Source organism: Caulobacter sp. Root1455, assembly GCF_001426905.1.
Taxonomy (GTDB): Bacteria; Pseudomonadota; Alphaproteobacteria; order Caulobacterales; family Caulobacteraceae; genus Caulobacter.
This window is the reverse complement of record NZ_LMFQ01000017.1, coordinates 1-12473: the sequence shown is the minus strand read 5'-3', so window position 1 is coordinate 12473 and position 12473 is coordinate 1. Positions and strand designations below refer to the sequence as shown.

Annotated in this window: 16 protein-coding genes and 1 pseudogene; 8 read left to right on the top strand and 9 right to left on the bottom strand. The window is 66.6% G+C overall.

Features of this window, described 5'->3' with window-relative positions; genetic code table 11:
• Nucleotides 1-123 precede the first annotated feature (123 nt).
• Complete coding sequence (locus tag ASD21_RS09425; protein ID WP_056439996.1) at nt 124-318, top strand: hypothetical protein; 195 nt, start codon at nt 124-126, stop codon at nt 316-318.
• 81 nt (nt 319-399) lie between these two features.
• Nucleotides 400-786, top strand: coding sequence for a ribonuclease domain-containing protein (locus tag ASD21_RS09420; protein ID WP_056439994.1), 387 nt, complete (start codon nt 400-402; stop codon nt 784-786).
• A 33-nt stretch (nt 787-819) separates the two neighbouring features.
• Here ASD21_RS09420 and ASD21_RS09415 read toward each other — a convergent pair.
• Together ASD21_RS09415 and ASD21_RS09410 are read right to left on the bottom strand one after the other, a co-directional pair.
• Nucleotides 820-1900, bottom strand: a pseudogene (locus ASD21_RS09415) (NUDIX hydrolase).
• Nucleotides 1824-2465: a YfbR-like 5'-deoxynucleotidase gene (locus ASD21_RS09410; protein ID WP_156390702.1), complete on the bottom strand. Its 642-nt coding sequence runs from the start codon at nt 2463-2465 to the stop codon at nt 1824-1826. Before ASD21_RS09410 ends, ASD21_RS09415 begins: the two are co-directional and overlap by 77 nt.
• 165 nt (nt 2466-2630) lie before the next feature.
• Between ASD21_RS09410 and ASD21_RS09405 the strand changes: the two genes are divergently transcribed.
• Both ASD21_RS09405 and ASD21_RS09400 read left to right on the top strand, forming a co-directional pair.
• Nucleotides 2631-3446 carry a universal stress protein gene (locus ASD21_RS09405; RefSeq protein ID WP_056439988.1) on the top strand — a complete coding sequence of 272 codons (816 nt, stop codon included), beginning with the start codon at nt 2631-2633 and terminating at the stop codon, nt 3444-3446.
• 34 nt (nt 3447-3480) lie between these two features.
• Nucleotides 3481-3852, top strand: a complete 372-nt coding sequence (locus ASD21_RS09400; RefSeq protein WP_056439986.1) for a hypothetical protein — start codon at nt 3481-3483, stop codon at nt 3850-3852.
• Between the two features lie 218 nt (nt 3853-4070).
• Here ASD21_RS09400 and ASD21_RS09395 read toward each other — a convergent pair whose 3' ends face one another.
• The 7 genes from ASD21_RS09395 to ASD21_RS09370 form a co-directional block, all read right to left on the bottom strand.
• The gene (locus ASD21_RS09395) at nt 4071-4865 is read right to left on the bottom strand and encodes a hypothetical protein (protein WP_056439985.1); all 795 of its coding nucleotides are present in this window, start codon (nt 4863-4865) and stop codon (nt 4071-4073) included.
• An 86-nt stretch (nt 4866-4951) separates the two neighbouring features.
• On the bottom strand, nt 4952-5821 hold the full coding sequence (locus ASD21_RS09390; RefSeq protein ID WP_056439983.1) for an AAA family ATPase: 870 nt from the start codon (nt 5819-5821) through the stop codon (nt 4952-4954).
• A 100-nt stretch (nt 5822-5921) separates the two neighbouring features.
• Nucleotides 5922-6089: a hypothetical protein gene (locus ASD21_RS24430; protein ID WP_200941416.1), complete on the bottom strand. Its 168-nt coding sequence runs from the start codon at nt 6087-6089 to the stop codon at nt 5922-5924.
• 77 nt (nt 6090-6166) lie between these two features.
• The gene (locus tag ASD21_RS09385) at nt 6167-6553 is read right to left on the bottom strand and encodes a hypothetical protein (RefSeq protein WP_056439982.1); all 387 of its coding nucleotides are present in this window, start codon (nt 6551-6553) and stop codon (nt 6167-6169) included.
• 106 nt (nt 6554-6659) lie between these two features.
• Complete coding sequence (gene pseH, locus ASD21_RS09380; protein WP_056439980.1) at nt 6660-7256, bottom strand: UDP-4-amino-4,6-dideoxy-N-acetyl-beta-L-altrosamine N-acetyltransferase; 597 nt, start codon at nt 7254-7256, stop codon at nt 6660-6662.
• Complete coding sequence (locus ASD21_RS09375; protein WP_056439978.1) at nt 7253-7972, bottom strand: cytidylyltransferase domain-containing protein; 720 nt, start codon at nt 7970-7972, stop codon at nt 7253-7255. Before ASD21_RS09375 ends, pseH begins: the two co-directional genes overlap by 4 nt.
• Nucleotides 7973-8066: 94 nt before the next feature.
• Complete coding sequence (locus tag ASD21_RS09370) at nt 8067-9863, bottom strand: tetratricopeptide repeat protein (protein WP_056439976.1); 1797 nt, start codon at nt 9861-9863, stop codon at nt 8067-8069.
• A 183-nt stretch (nt 9864-10046) separates the two neighbouring features.
• Between ASD21_RS09370 and flbT the strand changes: the two genes are divergently transcribed.
• The 4 genes from flbT to ASD21_RS09350 form a co-directional block, all read left to right on the top strand.
• Nucleotides 10047-10442: a flagellar biosynthesis repressor FlbT gene (gene flbT / locus ASD21_RS09365; protein WP_056439974.1), complete on the top strand. Its 396-nt coding sequence runs from the start codon at nt 10047-10049 to the stop codon at nt 10440-10442.
• Entirely contained in the window at nt 10432-10794 is a 363-nt protein-coding gene (gene flaF, locus ASD21_RS09360) for a flagellar biosynthesis regulator FlaF (RefSeq protein WP_056439972.1), read from the top strand. Before flbT ends, flaF begins: the two co-directional genes overlap by 11 nt.
• 247 nt (nt 10795-11041) lie before the next feature.
• Nucleotides 11042-11860 (top strand): flagellin, encoded by an 819-nt coding sequence (locus ASD21_RS09355; RefSeq protein WP_056439970.1) that lies wholly within the window; start codon nt 11042-11044, stop codon nt 11858-11860.
• A 322-nt stretch (nt 11861-12182) separates the two neighbouring features.
• The coding region (locus ASD21_RS09350; protein WP_200941415.1) for a flagellin at nt 12183-12473 on the top strand (291 nt) is incomplete at its 3' end.

Below are 12473 nucleotides of genomic sequence, written 5' to 3'. Positions count from 1 at the left end.
CTGGTCGAAACGGTATTTCTTCACAAAGCTTCCGGGCCTGGCCCGGCGCTCCGCGTCCCTCCCCGAACTTCAGCGGCCCGCCGCGTGAGGCGGCCAAGCCGTGTCCGCAAGAGGAGACCTGTCATGCCCCGTTCCCGCACCCGAGCCCGCCTCCGCGCCGCCCGCCCGCCGCTCACCGACAGCACCGACCCGATGGACGACGACAGCGGGCGCACCCCCGCGCGGATGGCCTATCTCCGCCGCAGCATCATCAAGCGACTAAGGATGGCCGCGGCGAGCCGGGCGGCGAGGGCGGCGGCGCCCTTGAGCGAGGACTGACAACGAGGTGGGGACACGTTGACTTAACGCGAGTTGAGGTCGCAACTCTACCTTTGGGGGAAATACCCAAGGGAGGTTTCAATGAAGATCCGGATGATGACGGCCGTGGCCGTGGCGCTATGCGTCCTAAGCGGCGGCGCGGCGCAAGCCCGGGCCACGATCAAGCCCTGCGGCGCGCTGGGCAAGGACGCCCTGGAGGTCGCGCGCAACTTCAAGTCCTGCGTCACGTCCAACGTGGCCTGCGCCGCGGTGGCCGGCCGCCAGGCGTTCGGCAACGCCGAGAAAATCCTGCCGGCAGCCGCCAAGAACCAGGCCTATCAGGAGGCTCGGGTGGGCGCCGACCGCGCCGGCGCCGGCGGCGTGCGCCGACTGGTGTTCCTGGTCGGCGGGACCCCGCCCGCCAAGCAGAGCGTGGTCAGTCAGTACTATTCCGACGATCATTACAGGACGTTCTGCCTGGTGAACTGACTCGGGCGAGCGCGGTCGTTCGCGCGTCCGCCCTCAGTCCCGCAGCAGAGGCAGGCTCAGCCCGGTGGCTGGCCGCGCCGTCAGGATCTCGCGACGGAAGCGGAACAGCTCGGCGGGGCGGCCGCCGGTGTCGGCGTCCTGGCGGCCCAGGCCCTCGACCAGGTCCTCGCGCTCGACCACGCGGCGGAAGTTCTGCTTGTGCAGCGGCACCCCGGCGATGGCCTCGACCGTGCGTTGCAGGGCCGACAGGGTGAACTCGGCCGGCATCAGCTCGAACACCACCGGACGGTACTTGATCTTGCCCCGGATGCGCGACAGGCCGGTGGCCAGGATGCGGCGGTGATCGGAGATCATCGGCTCGCCCAGGGCGGCCGACAGGGCGGCGGGCTCGGCCGGGTCGTGGCCGTCGGCCCGGGCTCGGTCGCGGGCGGCCTCGGGGGCCAGGCCGGCCTCGTAGAGCAGTTCGTAGCGCTCCAGAACCCGTTCCTCGTTCCACGGCGCGCCGTCCAGGGCGAAGGCCAGCCGTGCGCGAGACCATTTGCCGGCGTCCTCGCCCGCCCAGCGGCGCAGGGCCGGGGCGATGGCCTGGTCCAGCAGGGCGGGGCGGCCGTGGCGCCAGTCCTCCCACGGGAAGAAGGCCGACCACGGGGCCCAGGCGGTGTCGGGAACCTGGGTCTCGACGGCGGTGGGGGTCAGGCCCAGATAGCCGACCGAGACGACACGGGCCGCCCCGGCCCCCATCTCGGCGCGCGGCGCGTCGCGGCCCTCGTCGCCGAACGTGTAGAGCTGCTCGACATAGCCCAGCTGGAAGCGGGTCTGCTCGGTGACGAAGGCCCGCAGGCCCAGCTCGAAGGTGCGGTGGCCGGCCGGGTCGAACGGGCCGAACGGCAGGCCGGGCAGGGGGCTGGCCACGTCGGTGACGGCGTCGTGCGGCCGCACGGTCAGCACCACGGCCTCGCCGTCGCGGATGGCCACCACCACCGCCGACAGGCCGATGACGACCGAGGTGGACGCCCCCTTATGGTCCAGAGGGTCGGTCATTCGGTCTCGAACGCCGCGCCGGGCGCGGATTCGAAGCCGGCCGCGCGGGACAGCACGTGAAAGCGCTGAACATAGCGGGCCTGGGCCTCGAACGGCGGCAGGGGCAGGATCTTCAGGTCGTAGCCGGGCGGCGGCGGCCCGAAGATCGCCAGGGATTCGGCGTGCTCGAACCCGGCCAGCTGGGTGGCCTCGAAGAAGGCGCAGGCCCGGTCGGCCTGCTTGATCAGTTTCTTGATCATCGGTGGCGTCTTCGGCGGCAGGCCGAAGCGGATGTGGATGGCGTCCTCCAGCCGGGCCTCGAAGTCCTTGTAGCTGACGCCCAGGGCCGCCTTGAACGGGCTGATCATGTCGCCGATCACGTACTCGCTGGCGTCGTGCAGCAAGGCGGCCAGCCGCCATTTCGGCTCGAGGTCGGGGCGGATGTGGGCGGCGATCTCCTCGACCACGACGCTGTGCTGGGCCACCGAGAAGCCGTGCTCGCCGGTGGTCTGGCCGTTCCAGCGCGCCACCCGGGCCAGGCCGTGGGCGATGTCCTCGATCTCGATGTCCATCGGCGAGGGATCCAGCAGGTCGAGCCTGCGTCCCGACAGCATGCGCTGCCACGCCCGGGGCGGAGTTTTATGCAGCCCTTTGGCCACGAGATCGTTCCTTACGGTGAAGGTGCAGGCCTTACCGAGTCTGGACTGGCCCATTGGTTGACAAAGATCAATGAGGGGCGGGTCGTTGCTTGTGGATATGGACCTGTGGAAACGCCTTCGCCGTTTGGAAGGCTTGGCCATTGAGGCATGAGTGAGAGGTCGATCATGAGCTGGGCGAGAATCATGGCGCCGTTGGCAGGCGCGGCCAGCGACCGGGGGCTCCTGGAGTCGGCCAGGGTGCTGGCCGAGGGCTTCGACGCCCAGCTGGTCTGCGTCCACGCCCCGGCCGACATGGCCGACCTGATGCCCTGGATGGGCGAGGGCTTCATGGGCGGCGTGCAGGTCACGGCCCTGGAAAGCCTGAAGGAAGCCGCCATCGAGGGCCACCACGCGGTCGACAAGATGGTGGCCGAGCTGGGCTATGCCCGCAGCACGGCGATCAGCCTGGACTCGCCGGTCTGGGCGGGCCTGGCCATGGAGGGACGGCTGTCGGACGTGATCGTCTTCGACAGCGCCGCCGCGCGCGGCAAGGGCCCTCTGGCCGAGGCGTTCCAGCAGATGATCGCCGACGAGCAGCGGCCCGTGGTCGTCGCGCGTCCGGGGCTCAAGGTCGGCGGAACCGTCATGGTGGCGTGGGACGGCGGCAAGGAGGCCAGCCGGGCCATGCGCACCGCGCTGCCGCTGCTGCAGAAGGCCGCCAAGGTCGTCGTGGCCGGCGCGCCGGGCGCCTCGTCGCGGAGTTTCGCCCTGGAGCGCCTGATCGAATTCCTGGCCGCGCGCGGCGTGACGGCCACGGCCAAACTCGTGGAGGGTTCGGGCGGCGACGCCGCGAGCCTGCTGCTGGGGGCGGCCAAGGAGGTCGGGGCCGACTTCCTGGTGGCCGGCGCCTTCGGCCATCCGCGCCTGCAAGAGTTTATCTTCGGGGGCACCACCCGAAGCCTGCTGAACAGCGACGGGCCCTCGCTGTTCCTATCTCACTAGAGTGTTGTTTTCGTCGAAGAAGGAGGACGTTCGAATGTCCCTGTCACGCATCGTCATGCGCCTGGCCCGCAATCCCGGCACCGAGTTCGCGGGGGGCGACGATCACCGGGGCTACGCCCTGACCGCGCCGCTCACCGCGGATGGCCTGCTGGACGCGGCCGCCTACGCCAAGGCCAAGGACGAGTGCGTGGTGCGCCGCTTCGCCCCGGACGAGGAGGCCGCCGACGGCCGCCTGAACCGTCGCGGCGAGCGCTGGTTCTTCGACTATGACGAAAGCGAGGAGATCGACGACGAGCCCGTCCACCGCCTGGGCCAGCACCGCTTCGCCCTGGGCGAATACGTCACCGTCACCGACGAGGACGGCCGGCCGCTGACCTACAAGGTGATGGAGGTGACGCCGGTCTGAGGGCGCGTTGGCTGCTAGCATCTGCGCTTCGACCTTTTCCCGCCACCTCTCAGCCGTCCCCGGGCCTTGTGCCCGGGACCCCTCTATCCGTCGCAAGTGCGGAAGAGTGGCGCGCCAGCGCGCCATTGCGCTTCACCGTCAGCTGAACCAGGGGTCCCGGGCACAAGGCCCGGGATGACGGTGTGAAGAGGGAATGGGTTCTCGCCATCGGGAAGGGATCAGCCGCCGACGTTGTGTCTCACCAGCGTCTTCATGTCCTCGAAGATGTCGTGGTCGCTGCCGTCGCGGCCCTTGGCCTTGACCACGGCCACGGCCAGCGGACCGCCCTTGGGGCCGCGGGCTTCGTAGCCGACGACGCGGTAGCCGCTGGCCGCCTTGTCGCTGGCCAGGATCAGGGTGGCGCGCACGCCGTCGCCGCCGCGGCGCTGGCGGATCTGGGCGCCGTCGTCGGTGGCGTGGATCTCGGTGTCGCCCTCGTCGTCGTTGCTGGAGTTGACGCTGACCGTCGAATTGTCGCCCCGCTCGGTGACGTTCTTGGCGACCTTCACCTCGGCCGAGCCGTCGTTGGCGTTGATCGTCAGGCCGCCGATCCGGATGTCGGCGCCCTTGTCGTGGGCGTCGATCTTGACGCCGGGCAGGCGGATGCGGGCGCTGTCGTGGCCTCGCGTCCCGGGCGGCGGCGGGGGCGGGGGCGCCTTCATGGCCGGCATCAGGGTCTTCAGGTCGGCCTCGATCGGCGCCAGGGCGGCCTCGGCGTCGCCGCCGTTCAGGGCGACCAGGCTCAGGGTCACCTCTGCGTTCTGGCCGGCATAGAGGCAGCTCTGGCCGTCGGCGGCGGCGCTGACGCGGGTCAGCTCGCCCTGCCGGTCGGGGCAATCCAGCCGGCTGATCGCCCGTAGCGCCGCGTGCTTGCCGGGCGGCTTGCGCTCGTCGTGCTTGACGTCGATCTTGGGTGAGCAGGCGGCCAGCGAGCAGGCGGCCAGGCTCAGGGCCAGCAGCGGCAGGTGTCGCATCAGAGGAATCTCCCGTTCGGCGCGAACGTGATCTGGCGGCGGTCGGAAATCCAATGAAATCGCGGTAACGGCCGCTACTGTCCCGCCTACTGGCCTGGGCGGGCCCCCGAACCCTCGCGGCGGGCCAGGAAGGCCAGGCGCTCGAACAGGTGGACGTCCTGCTCGTTCTTCAGCAGGGCGCCGTGCAGCGGCGGGATCAGCTTGGTCGGATCCTTCTCGCGCAGGGTGGTCTCGTCGATGTCCTCGACTAGCAGCAATTTCAGCCAGTCCAGCAGCTCCGAGGTCGAGGGCTTCTTCTTCAGGCCCGGCACCTTGCGCATGTCGTAGAAGATCCGCAGGGCCTCGGCGACCAGCTTCTGCTTGATGCCCGGGAAGTGCACGTCGACGATGGCCTGCATCGTCGCCTCCTCCGGGAAGCGGATGTAGTGGAAGAAACAGCGGCGCAGGAAGGCGTCCGGCAGCTCCTTCTCGTTGTTCGAGGTGATGATGATGATCGGCCGGACCTTGGCGGCGATCGTCTCGTTGGTCTCGTAGACGTAGAACTCGTTGCGATCGAGCTCCTGCAGCAGGTCGTTGGGGAACTCGATGTCGGCCTTGTCGATCTCGTCGATCAGCAGAACGGGGCGGGACGGAGCCTCGAAGGCCTCCCACAGCTTGCCCTTCTTGATGTAGTTGCGGACGTCCTTGACCCGCTCGTCGCCCAGCTGGCTGTCGCGCAGGCGGGTCACGGCGTCATACTCGTAGAGGCCCTGCTGGGCCTTGGTGGTCGACTTGATGTGCCAGGTCAGCAGCGGCGCGTTCATCGCCTTGGCCACCTCGTAGGCCAGCACCGTCTTGCCGGTGCCGGGTTCGCCCTTGATCAGCAGGGGACGTTCCAATGCGACGGCGGCGTTGACGGCCACCTTCAGGTCATCGGTTGCGACGTAATCGGCGGTGCCTTCGAAGCGCGAGCTCATACGGTTTCCTGACGGCGGCTCCAGCGAACCGCCTCGAACAGTTGTTCAAATCAGGACTAACCTACAGACCAACGGTCGGCCGGATCAAGCCGGCTTGTGGTCACGCTTCGTCGCGGGGTTTCAACGGCTCGGACGGCGGTTTGCGGTGGCGGCGGGCGACCGACGGAGGATCGCTGGCCGGAAAGCTATCCTCCAGCCCCTCTTCCAGCTGATCCTCGAGGTTTTCGACCTGGTCGTCGATGTCGGAGTCGGGCTTGGCGTCGGACATGGTCGCTCTCCAGTCACCCTCCGAATCTAGGCGTCGAACGATCCGGTTTCAATCTTGGCCGGGCCGCCATGGCGGCCTCAGCTTTCGTCGGCGTAGCCGAGGGATTCGATGTCGTCGTCCGCCAGTTCGGTGGATTCGAAGTCGGCGGCGCTTGCGTCGTCGTCCGAGACGGCGCTCTCGAGATCCTCGTCGTCGCCGGCGATCGCGCTGAGCGGCTCGCGCTCGATGTCCAGACCCTCGTCGTCGCGTTCGCCTTCGAGGTCGTCGTCGAGATCGTCGGCGTCCTCGTCGTCGAAGTCGTCGAAGTCCTCATCGTCCTCGTCGTCGTCGCCCTCGACCTGGGTGACGTCGTAGACGTCGTCCAGCTCGTCGAAATTGGCGATGTCCTCGCCGTCGTCGGTCAGGTTGGTCTCGTCCAGGACCTCGGCGCCGTCCTGGTCGTCGCGGTCGATGTCGGTGGGCATGGCGGGCTCCCTGAGACCTAGAAGGGCGAGGGCGGCGCGCCCTCGCGGTCCCGGAGTCAACCCGCCGTTCGCGACGATTGTTCCGTGAATTTCAGGTGAAGGCCCGCTAGGCGAAGGAGAGGGCGTAGCCCTTGGCCGTCAGGCGCTGGGCCATCTCCTCGCGGCGTGTCGGCCAATCCTGGGCCAGCAGGCCCAGCCCCACCACGTCGGCCGGCGCGCCGTCCTTGACCACGTGGTGGCGGAACAACGCCTCGCGCTGGAAGCCGTAGCGCTCGTGCAGCTTCCAGACGCTCTCGTTGGACAGCAGCACCTCGCACCACAGCTTGTCGAAACCCAAGGTCCCGAAGACGTATTCGATCATCCAGAATTCGATATAGGACCCGACCCCCAGGCCGCGCACGGACGGGCTGGCCAGGTAGTAGGCCCAGGCGCATCGGCGGTTGCGCGCGTCGATATCGGCCAGATTGGCCAGGCCCACCGGCTCGCCGTCGACCTCGATCACCCAGTAGCGTCGCCGGGCGTCGCCGGCCATGCCGTCGAACCAGCGGTCATGCTCGGCCTGGCCGATCTTGTGGTCGGAATACATGAAGGCCGCGACCTCCGGACTGTTGCGCCAGTCCAAGAGCCTTTGACGGTCGCCTTCGGTCACGTCGCGCAGGACAATCTTGTGCAAGAGGGGGGCGTGCGAGGCTTGCGTGGTCATACGCGGCGATCTCCCCCCAGGGCGGCCAGGTCCGGCCGGTTTCGCACGAAGGCGCGGACGTCGTCCGAGGTGAAGGTCGGATTGGCCGCGTAGAGTCCATCGTACACGGCGCGAACGAAGTCCAGATCGTCGGGCCGATCCACCGTCCAGCGCACGTCGCCTTCGTCCGCGGTCTGTTCCAGGCCTTCGATCTTGAAGCGGTTGGGATGACGGTACAGGAACGGCGTGACGTGCTCGTGATCGTACGGATCGACGGTCTCGCTGGCGGCGATCTTCAGCGCCACGGATTCGAAGACCTCGACGTCCAGCCCCTTGGCGAAACTGCGTCGGACCGGCGTGTTGGACGTGTAGTCGGCGTTCGAGCGCTCATGGAGGGCGAGGGTCTGGTCGATCACCTCGGGATCGGCGAGAGGGCAGTCGGCGGTGAGGCGCACGACGGTGCGGATCGGTCCGAAGGCTTCGATCGCGCCGATATAGCGGGCCAGCACGTCGTCCAGCGGTCCGCGGAACACGGAAACGCCGGCGGCGATCAGGCAAACGGCCAGCGGGTCGTCGCTGGCCTGGTCCGAGGTGGCGACGACGATCCGTTCCAGCCGGGCGGCGCGCTTGAGCCGCTCGATCTGCCGCAGGATCATCGGCGCCCCGGCCACGTCGGCCAGCACCTTTCCGGGGAGTCGCGTCGACGACATGCGAGCTTGAAGTATGGCGAGCGGCAATGGCGTACCCAAGGTTAGGACGGAATCTCGAAGCTCGAACACCGGTGTCCGTCTACCGCTGAAATACGGTGGGCTCGTGGCGAAGCCTTATGGGTCAACCGGTCGGGAAGCGCTCGCGCAAGGCGGCCCCGACATTCTGCATGGTCGGATTCCAGTCGTTGTAGTCCGGCGTGATGAAGCAGCGGGTCTGGGGGTACCAGGGATAGGTCTGGGCGCCGAGGCGGGTCCAGGATGAGGCGCCGGTCAGCATCCAGATCGGCGCGCCGCACGCTCCGGCCAGATTGGTGGTGGCGTTCGAGAAGCCGACGATCAGGTCCATGGCGCAGCACAGGGCGGCGACGTCGTCGAGGTCGTACTTCAGGTCGATGCCCGGCGGCTGCCAGATGTCGACACCGAACTCCTCCTTGGCCAGGGCGATCTCCTCGCTGCAATCGCCGTACTGGAGATTGACGAAGGTGAGGCCCGGAACCTCGAAAACCGGCCGCCACAGCATGAAGGGCGAAAACTGCCGGGCGCGTTCGCCGTTCAGTTTCAGGCTCTTCCACAGCAACCCGATCTTGGGGCCCGCGGGCGCGCTTTCCAGGACTCGCCGCCAATGCTGGACGCGGGCCGGATCGGCCTGGAGGAAGTTCGGCCGGTCGGGGAACGAGGCCACGCTGGGACGGAAGACCTCAAGCAGGACGCCCATCGGCGTCCAGAAGTCGACGCCGCTCCAGTCCTCGATCTCCGGCGCGCCGCGATAGACCCGGCCCTCGTACGAGACCGTCTTGTGCGGGAAGACGTCGGCCTTGGGGAACGAGCGCTTGAACAGCGGGACCAGCCGACGTTCGACGGCCAGGGTGAGCTTGCCGTCGGACCCCAGGGCCTCGATCACGTCGGGCAGCATGTTGGCGAACATGACCTCGTCGCCCAGGCCCTGTTCGGCGCAGATCATCAGGGACTTGCCGGCCAGGGCCATGCCCGGCCGCCAGCGCGGCGCCTCGATCGTGAAGCGCGGAGCCTCGACCAGGTCCTTGGAGAACCGGGCCTCGTAGATCCTCCAGCCTTCCTCGACGCGGCCCAGCGCGAGCAGGATGGTGGCGCGCCCGAACTGCATCGTCGCCAGGTCTTCGGCTGATTCGACCGCGGCGATCGCCAGGTCGCAGTCGGCCAGGGCGCCCTCGACGTCGCCGAGGTCGATCTTGGCGTAGGCGCGATTGTGGTAGGCCTTGCCGAAATCCGGGGCCAGCCGCAGGGTTTCGTCGAAGAAGGTCAGGGCCGTCTTGCCGTCGCCCAGGCTGCACATGATCGTGCCCAGGGTGTTCCACAACAGCGGCTGCTCGGGATTGTCGTTGATCGCCGGGCGCAGGACCTCGATGGCCTCCTCGCAGCGATTGAGGTCGCGCAGGGCGCAGGCCAGGTTGTTGACGGCCTCCAGGTCGCCGGGGCGGGCCTTCATGTAGTGCATGAAGAACTTGGCGGCGATCTCCGGCATGTCCATGCGGAAGGCCAGGCGTCCCAGGTCGCCGGCGACGGCGCCGTGGTCGGGCAGCAGCTTGAGCGCGGCTTCGTAGCAGCGCATCGAGCCGGCGAAGTCGCCGATCTTCTCGCGGGCGATGCCCAGCACGTGCCAGGCCACGCCCAGCTTGTCGTCGCGCTCCAGGGCCTCCAGCGCCAGCTTTTCGCCCTTGGCGAAATCGCGGTTCTGCATGGCGTGGATCGACTGGGCCAGCAGCCGGGCGGTTTCCTGGTTGCGGACTTCGTTGGTCAGACGGTCCAGCCGCGCCAGGGCTTCGGTGGAGGCCGAGTCGCCGGCCGCGGTCTTGAAACCGAGGTTAACGGCCTGGGCGACGGATTCCTGGGCGATCGCCAGGGCGCTGGCCGAGATCTGGGTGTCGCGACTGCTGGACATCTATTGAAGCCTTGGCGATTGGAGAGAGTCATCCTCTGGGTCAGTATGCTTAATTGTATCCTAAGCTGCGGCTCACGGTCGCAGGCTTGGCAAGGGGACGTTAACCGCCTCCGCCTAGCTTCTGCTCCGAACCGTCATTCCCGGCGGGTGGGGCGACGCAGCAATGCAAGAGGGAGCGGCCTTGTGCCATTGAAGCTGTCGCTGAAACCCGGCGAGAAATTCGTGCTGAACGGCGCGGTGGTCCAGAACGGCGACCGTCGCGGCGTCTTGGTGCTTCAGAACAAGGCCTCGGTGCTGCGTGAGAAGGACATCATGCAGCCCGACGAAGCCACCACGCCGGCGCGTCGGATATATTTCCCGGTCATGATGATGTACCTGGATGAGGCCGCCGCCGAGCGCCAGTACGAGGAATTCGCGACCCGCCTGACCGAATTCATGGGCGTGGTGCGCAATCCCGACGTGCTGAGCGACTGCATCGCCATCTCCAAACACGTGATGGCCCGCGAGCACTACAAGGCGCTCATGCTGAGCCGTAAGCTAATCGAATACGAAGATCAGAGGTTGGGGCATGTCTCTTAGGGCCTATCAGCAGACGGCGACGCGGACCGAAAACCCGCGCGAGATGGAATATCGTCTGTTCGGCCAGGTCACGCGCGCGCTGCTGGCCGCCTCCGAAGCGCCGGCCGACGACATCGCCACGCGCATCGACGCCCTGGACTGGAACCGGCGCGTGTGGTCGGCCCTGGCGACCGATTGCTCGCTGCCGGAAAACACCCTGCCGGTGCAACTGCGCGCCAGCATCATCTCGCTCAGCCTTTGGGTCGGCCGCCACTCCAGCGCCGTGATGCGCAAGGAGGAGAATTTCGAGCCGCTGATCGAGATCAACCGCATGATCATGCAAGGCCTGGCGGGTCGCGCCGACGTCGGCTGACCCTGACCGGGGAGGGCGCTTTCGTCCCCCGGCAAACCTTTCCGGAAAAACCTGCCGCCCGGCGAATTCTGCATTCGCCGGGCGGTTTCGTATCTGGGGTTACGACAGAATATATCCAGTAAAATCAGCGATCTAAAAATCTCGCCAAGCTGGCGCCGAGTGGCCCGGCGCTTGCGATGGGTTCCGTGGGCAAAACGCCCGACCGGCAAAACGCCGGGGCAATCCTCCCAAAATGGCGAGAACCACCATGCTGAACTCGATCAACACCAATGTCGGCGCGATGATCGCGCTGCAAAACCTGAACACCACCAACTCGGAGCTCCAAAGCACCCAGCAACGCATCAACACCGGCAAGAAGATCGCCAACGCCAAGGATAACGGCGCGATCTGGTCGATGGCCAAGATGCAAAGCACGACTTCGAGCTCGCTGAACGCGGTGAAGGATTCCCTCCAGCGCGGTCAATCGACGATCGATGTCGGCCTTGCCGCTGGCGACACCATCACCGATCTGCTCGGCAAGATGAAGGAAAAGGCCCTGGCCGCTTCCGACACCTCGCTGAACACCGCTTCGTTCAACGCTCTGGTTTCGGACTTCACCTCGCTGCGTGACCAGATCACCAAGGCTGTCACCAACGCCAAGTTCAACGGCGTCAGCCTCGTCGACGGCACCACCACCAAGCTGCAGTTCCTCAGCAACTCGGACGGTGTCGCCTACACGGTGAACGCCAAGACCCTGTCGCTCGTCGGCCTGGGCCTGACCGCCACCTCGTCGTTCACGACCGCGGCCGCGGCCAAGACGATGATCGCCACCATCGACAATGCGATGGGCACGGCGACGAACAAGTTGGCGAACCTGGGCACCAGCTCGACCGGCCTGGACATGCATCTGACCTTCACGGGTAAGCTGCAGGACAGCCTGGACGCGGGTGTCGGCAATCTGGTCGATGCGGACCTGGCCAAGGAAAGCGCCAAGCTGCAATCGCTGCAGACCAAGCAGCAACTGGGTGTTCAAGCCCTGTCGATCGCCAACCAGACGCCTCAGTCGATCCTTTCGCTGTTCAAGTGATCGGCGACTAGGCTTCAAGAAGCGATCAAAGCCGGACGGCCCAAGGGCCGTCCGGCATTTCTTTTTTTTGGGGGACCAAGGTTCGTTGAGTTATCCGAGCCTGACCTCAAATTGCCCGGCAAATTTTACCTAGACCGGGCCGCGCTCGGCAAATAGTGCCGATCAAATACATGGTAAACAAATGTATAACGTTGATATTTCAAAGCGTTGACCATTTCTGCCTAGTCGGCAGTTTTGGCCCGATCTTTGCTGCCTAGGTTCTCGAGCAAAATGCTCCCGGCAGTCAAAATGACGTCGGATCCCTTGAATAGGAAATGTCGCGATGCCGCTGAATAGCATCAACACGAACGCTGGCGCGATGATCGCGCTGCAAAACCTGAACGCCACCAACAGCGAGCTGGGTGTTACGCAACAGCGTATCAACACCGGCAAGAAGGTCGGTAACGCCAAGGACAACGGCGCGATCTGGGCGATGGCGAAGAACCAATCGACCACCGCCAATTCGCTGAACGCCGTGAAGGACTCGCTGCAACGCGGTCAGTCGACCATCGACGTGGCCCTGGCCGCCGGCGACACCGTCACCGACCTGCTGGGCAAGATGAAGGAAAAGGCG

Excerpts from the sequence above, each read along its gene's own strand:
- ASD21_RS09425 (WP_056439996.1), top strand. The coding sequence starts at position 124 with ATGCCCCGTTCCCGCACCCGAGCCCGCCTCCGCGCCGCCCGCCCGCCG.
- ASD21_RS09400 (WP_056439986.1), top strand. The coding sequence starts at position 3,481 with ATGTCCCTGTCACGCATCGTCATGCGCCTGGCCCGCAATCCCGGCACC.
- ASD21_RS09355 (WP_056439970.1), top strand. The coding sequence starts at position 11,042 with ATGCTGAACTCGATCAACACCAATGTCGGCGCGATGATCGCGCTGCAA.
- ASD21_RS09420 (WP_056439994.1), top strand. The coding sequence starts at position 400 with ATGAAGATCCGGATGATGACGGCCGTGGCCGTGGCGCTATGCGTCCTA.
- ASD21_RS09405 (WP_056439988.1), top strand. The coding sequence starts at position 2,631 with ATGAGCTGGGCGAGAATCATGGCGCCGTTGGCAGGCGCGGCCAGCGAC.
- flaF (WP_056439972.1), top strand. The coding sequence starts at position 10,432 with ATGTCTCTTAGGGCCTATCAGCAGACGGCGACGCGGACCGAAAACCCG.
- ASD21_RS09370 (WP_056439976.1), bottom strand. The coding sequence starts at position 9,863 with ATGTCCAGCAGTCGCGACACCCAGATCTCGGCCAGCGCCCTGGCGATC.
- ASD21_RS09385 (WP_056439982.1), bottom strand. The coding sequence starts at position 6,553 with ATGCCCACCGACATCGACCGCGACGACCAGGACGGCGCCGAGGTCCTG.
- ASD21_RS09390 (WP_056439983.1), bottom strand. The coding sequence starts at position 5,821 with ATGAGCTCGCGCTTCGAAGGCACCGCCGATTACGTCGCAACCGATGAC.
- pseH (WP_056439980.1), bottom strand. The coding sequence starts at position 7,256 with ATGACCACGCAAGCCTCGCACGCCCCCCTCTTGCACAAGATTGTCCTG.
- ASD21_RS09395 (WP_056439985.1), bottom strand. The coding sequence starts at position 4,865 with ATGCGACACCTGCCGCTGCTGGCCCTGAGCCTGGCCGCCTGCTCGCTG.
- ASD21_RS24430 (WP_200941416.1), bottom strand. The coding sequence starts at position 6,089 with ATGTCCGACGCCAAGCCCGACTCCGACATCGACGACCAGGTCGAAAAC.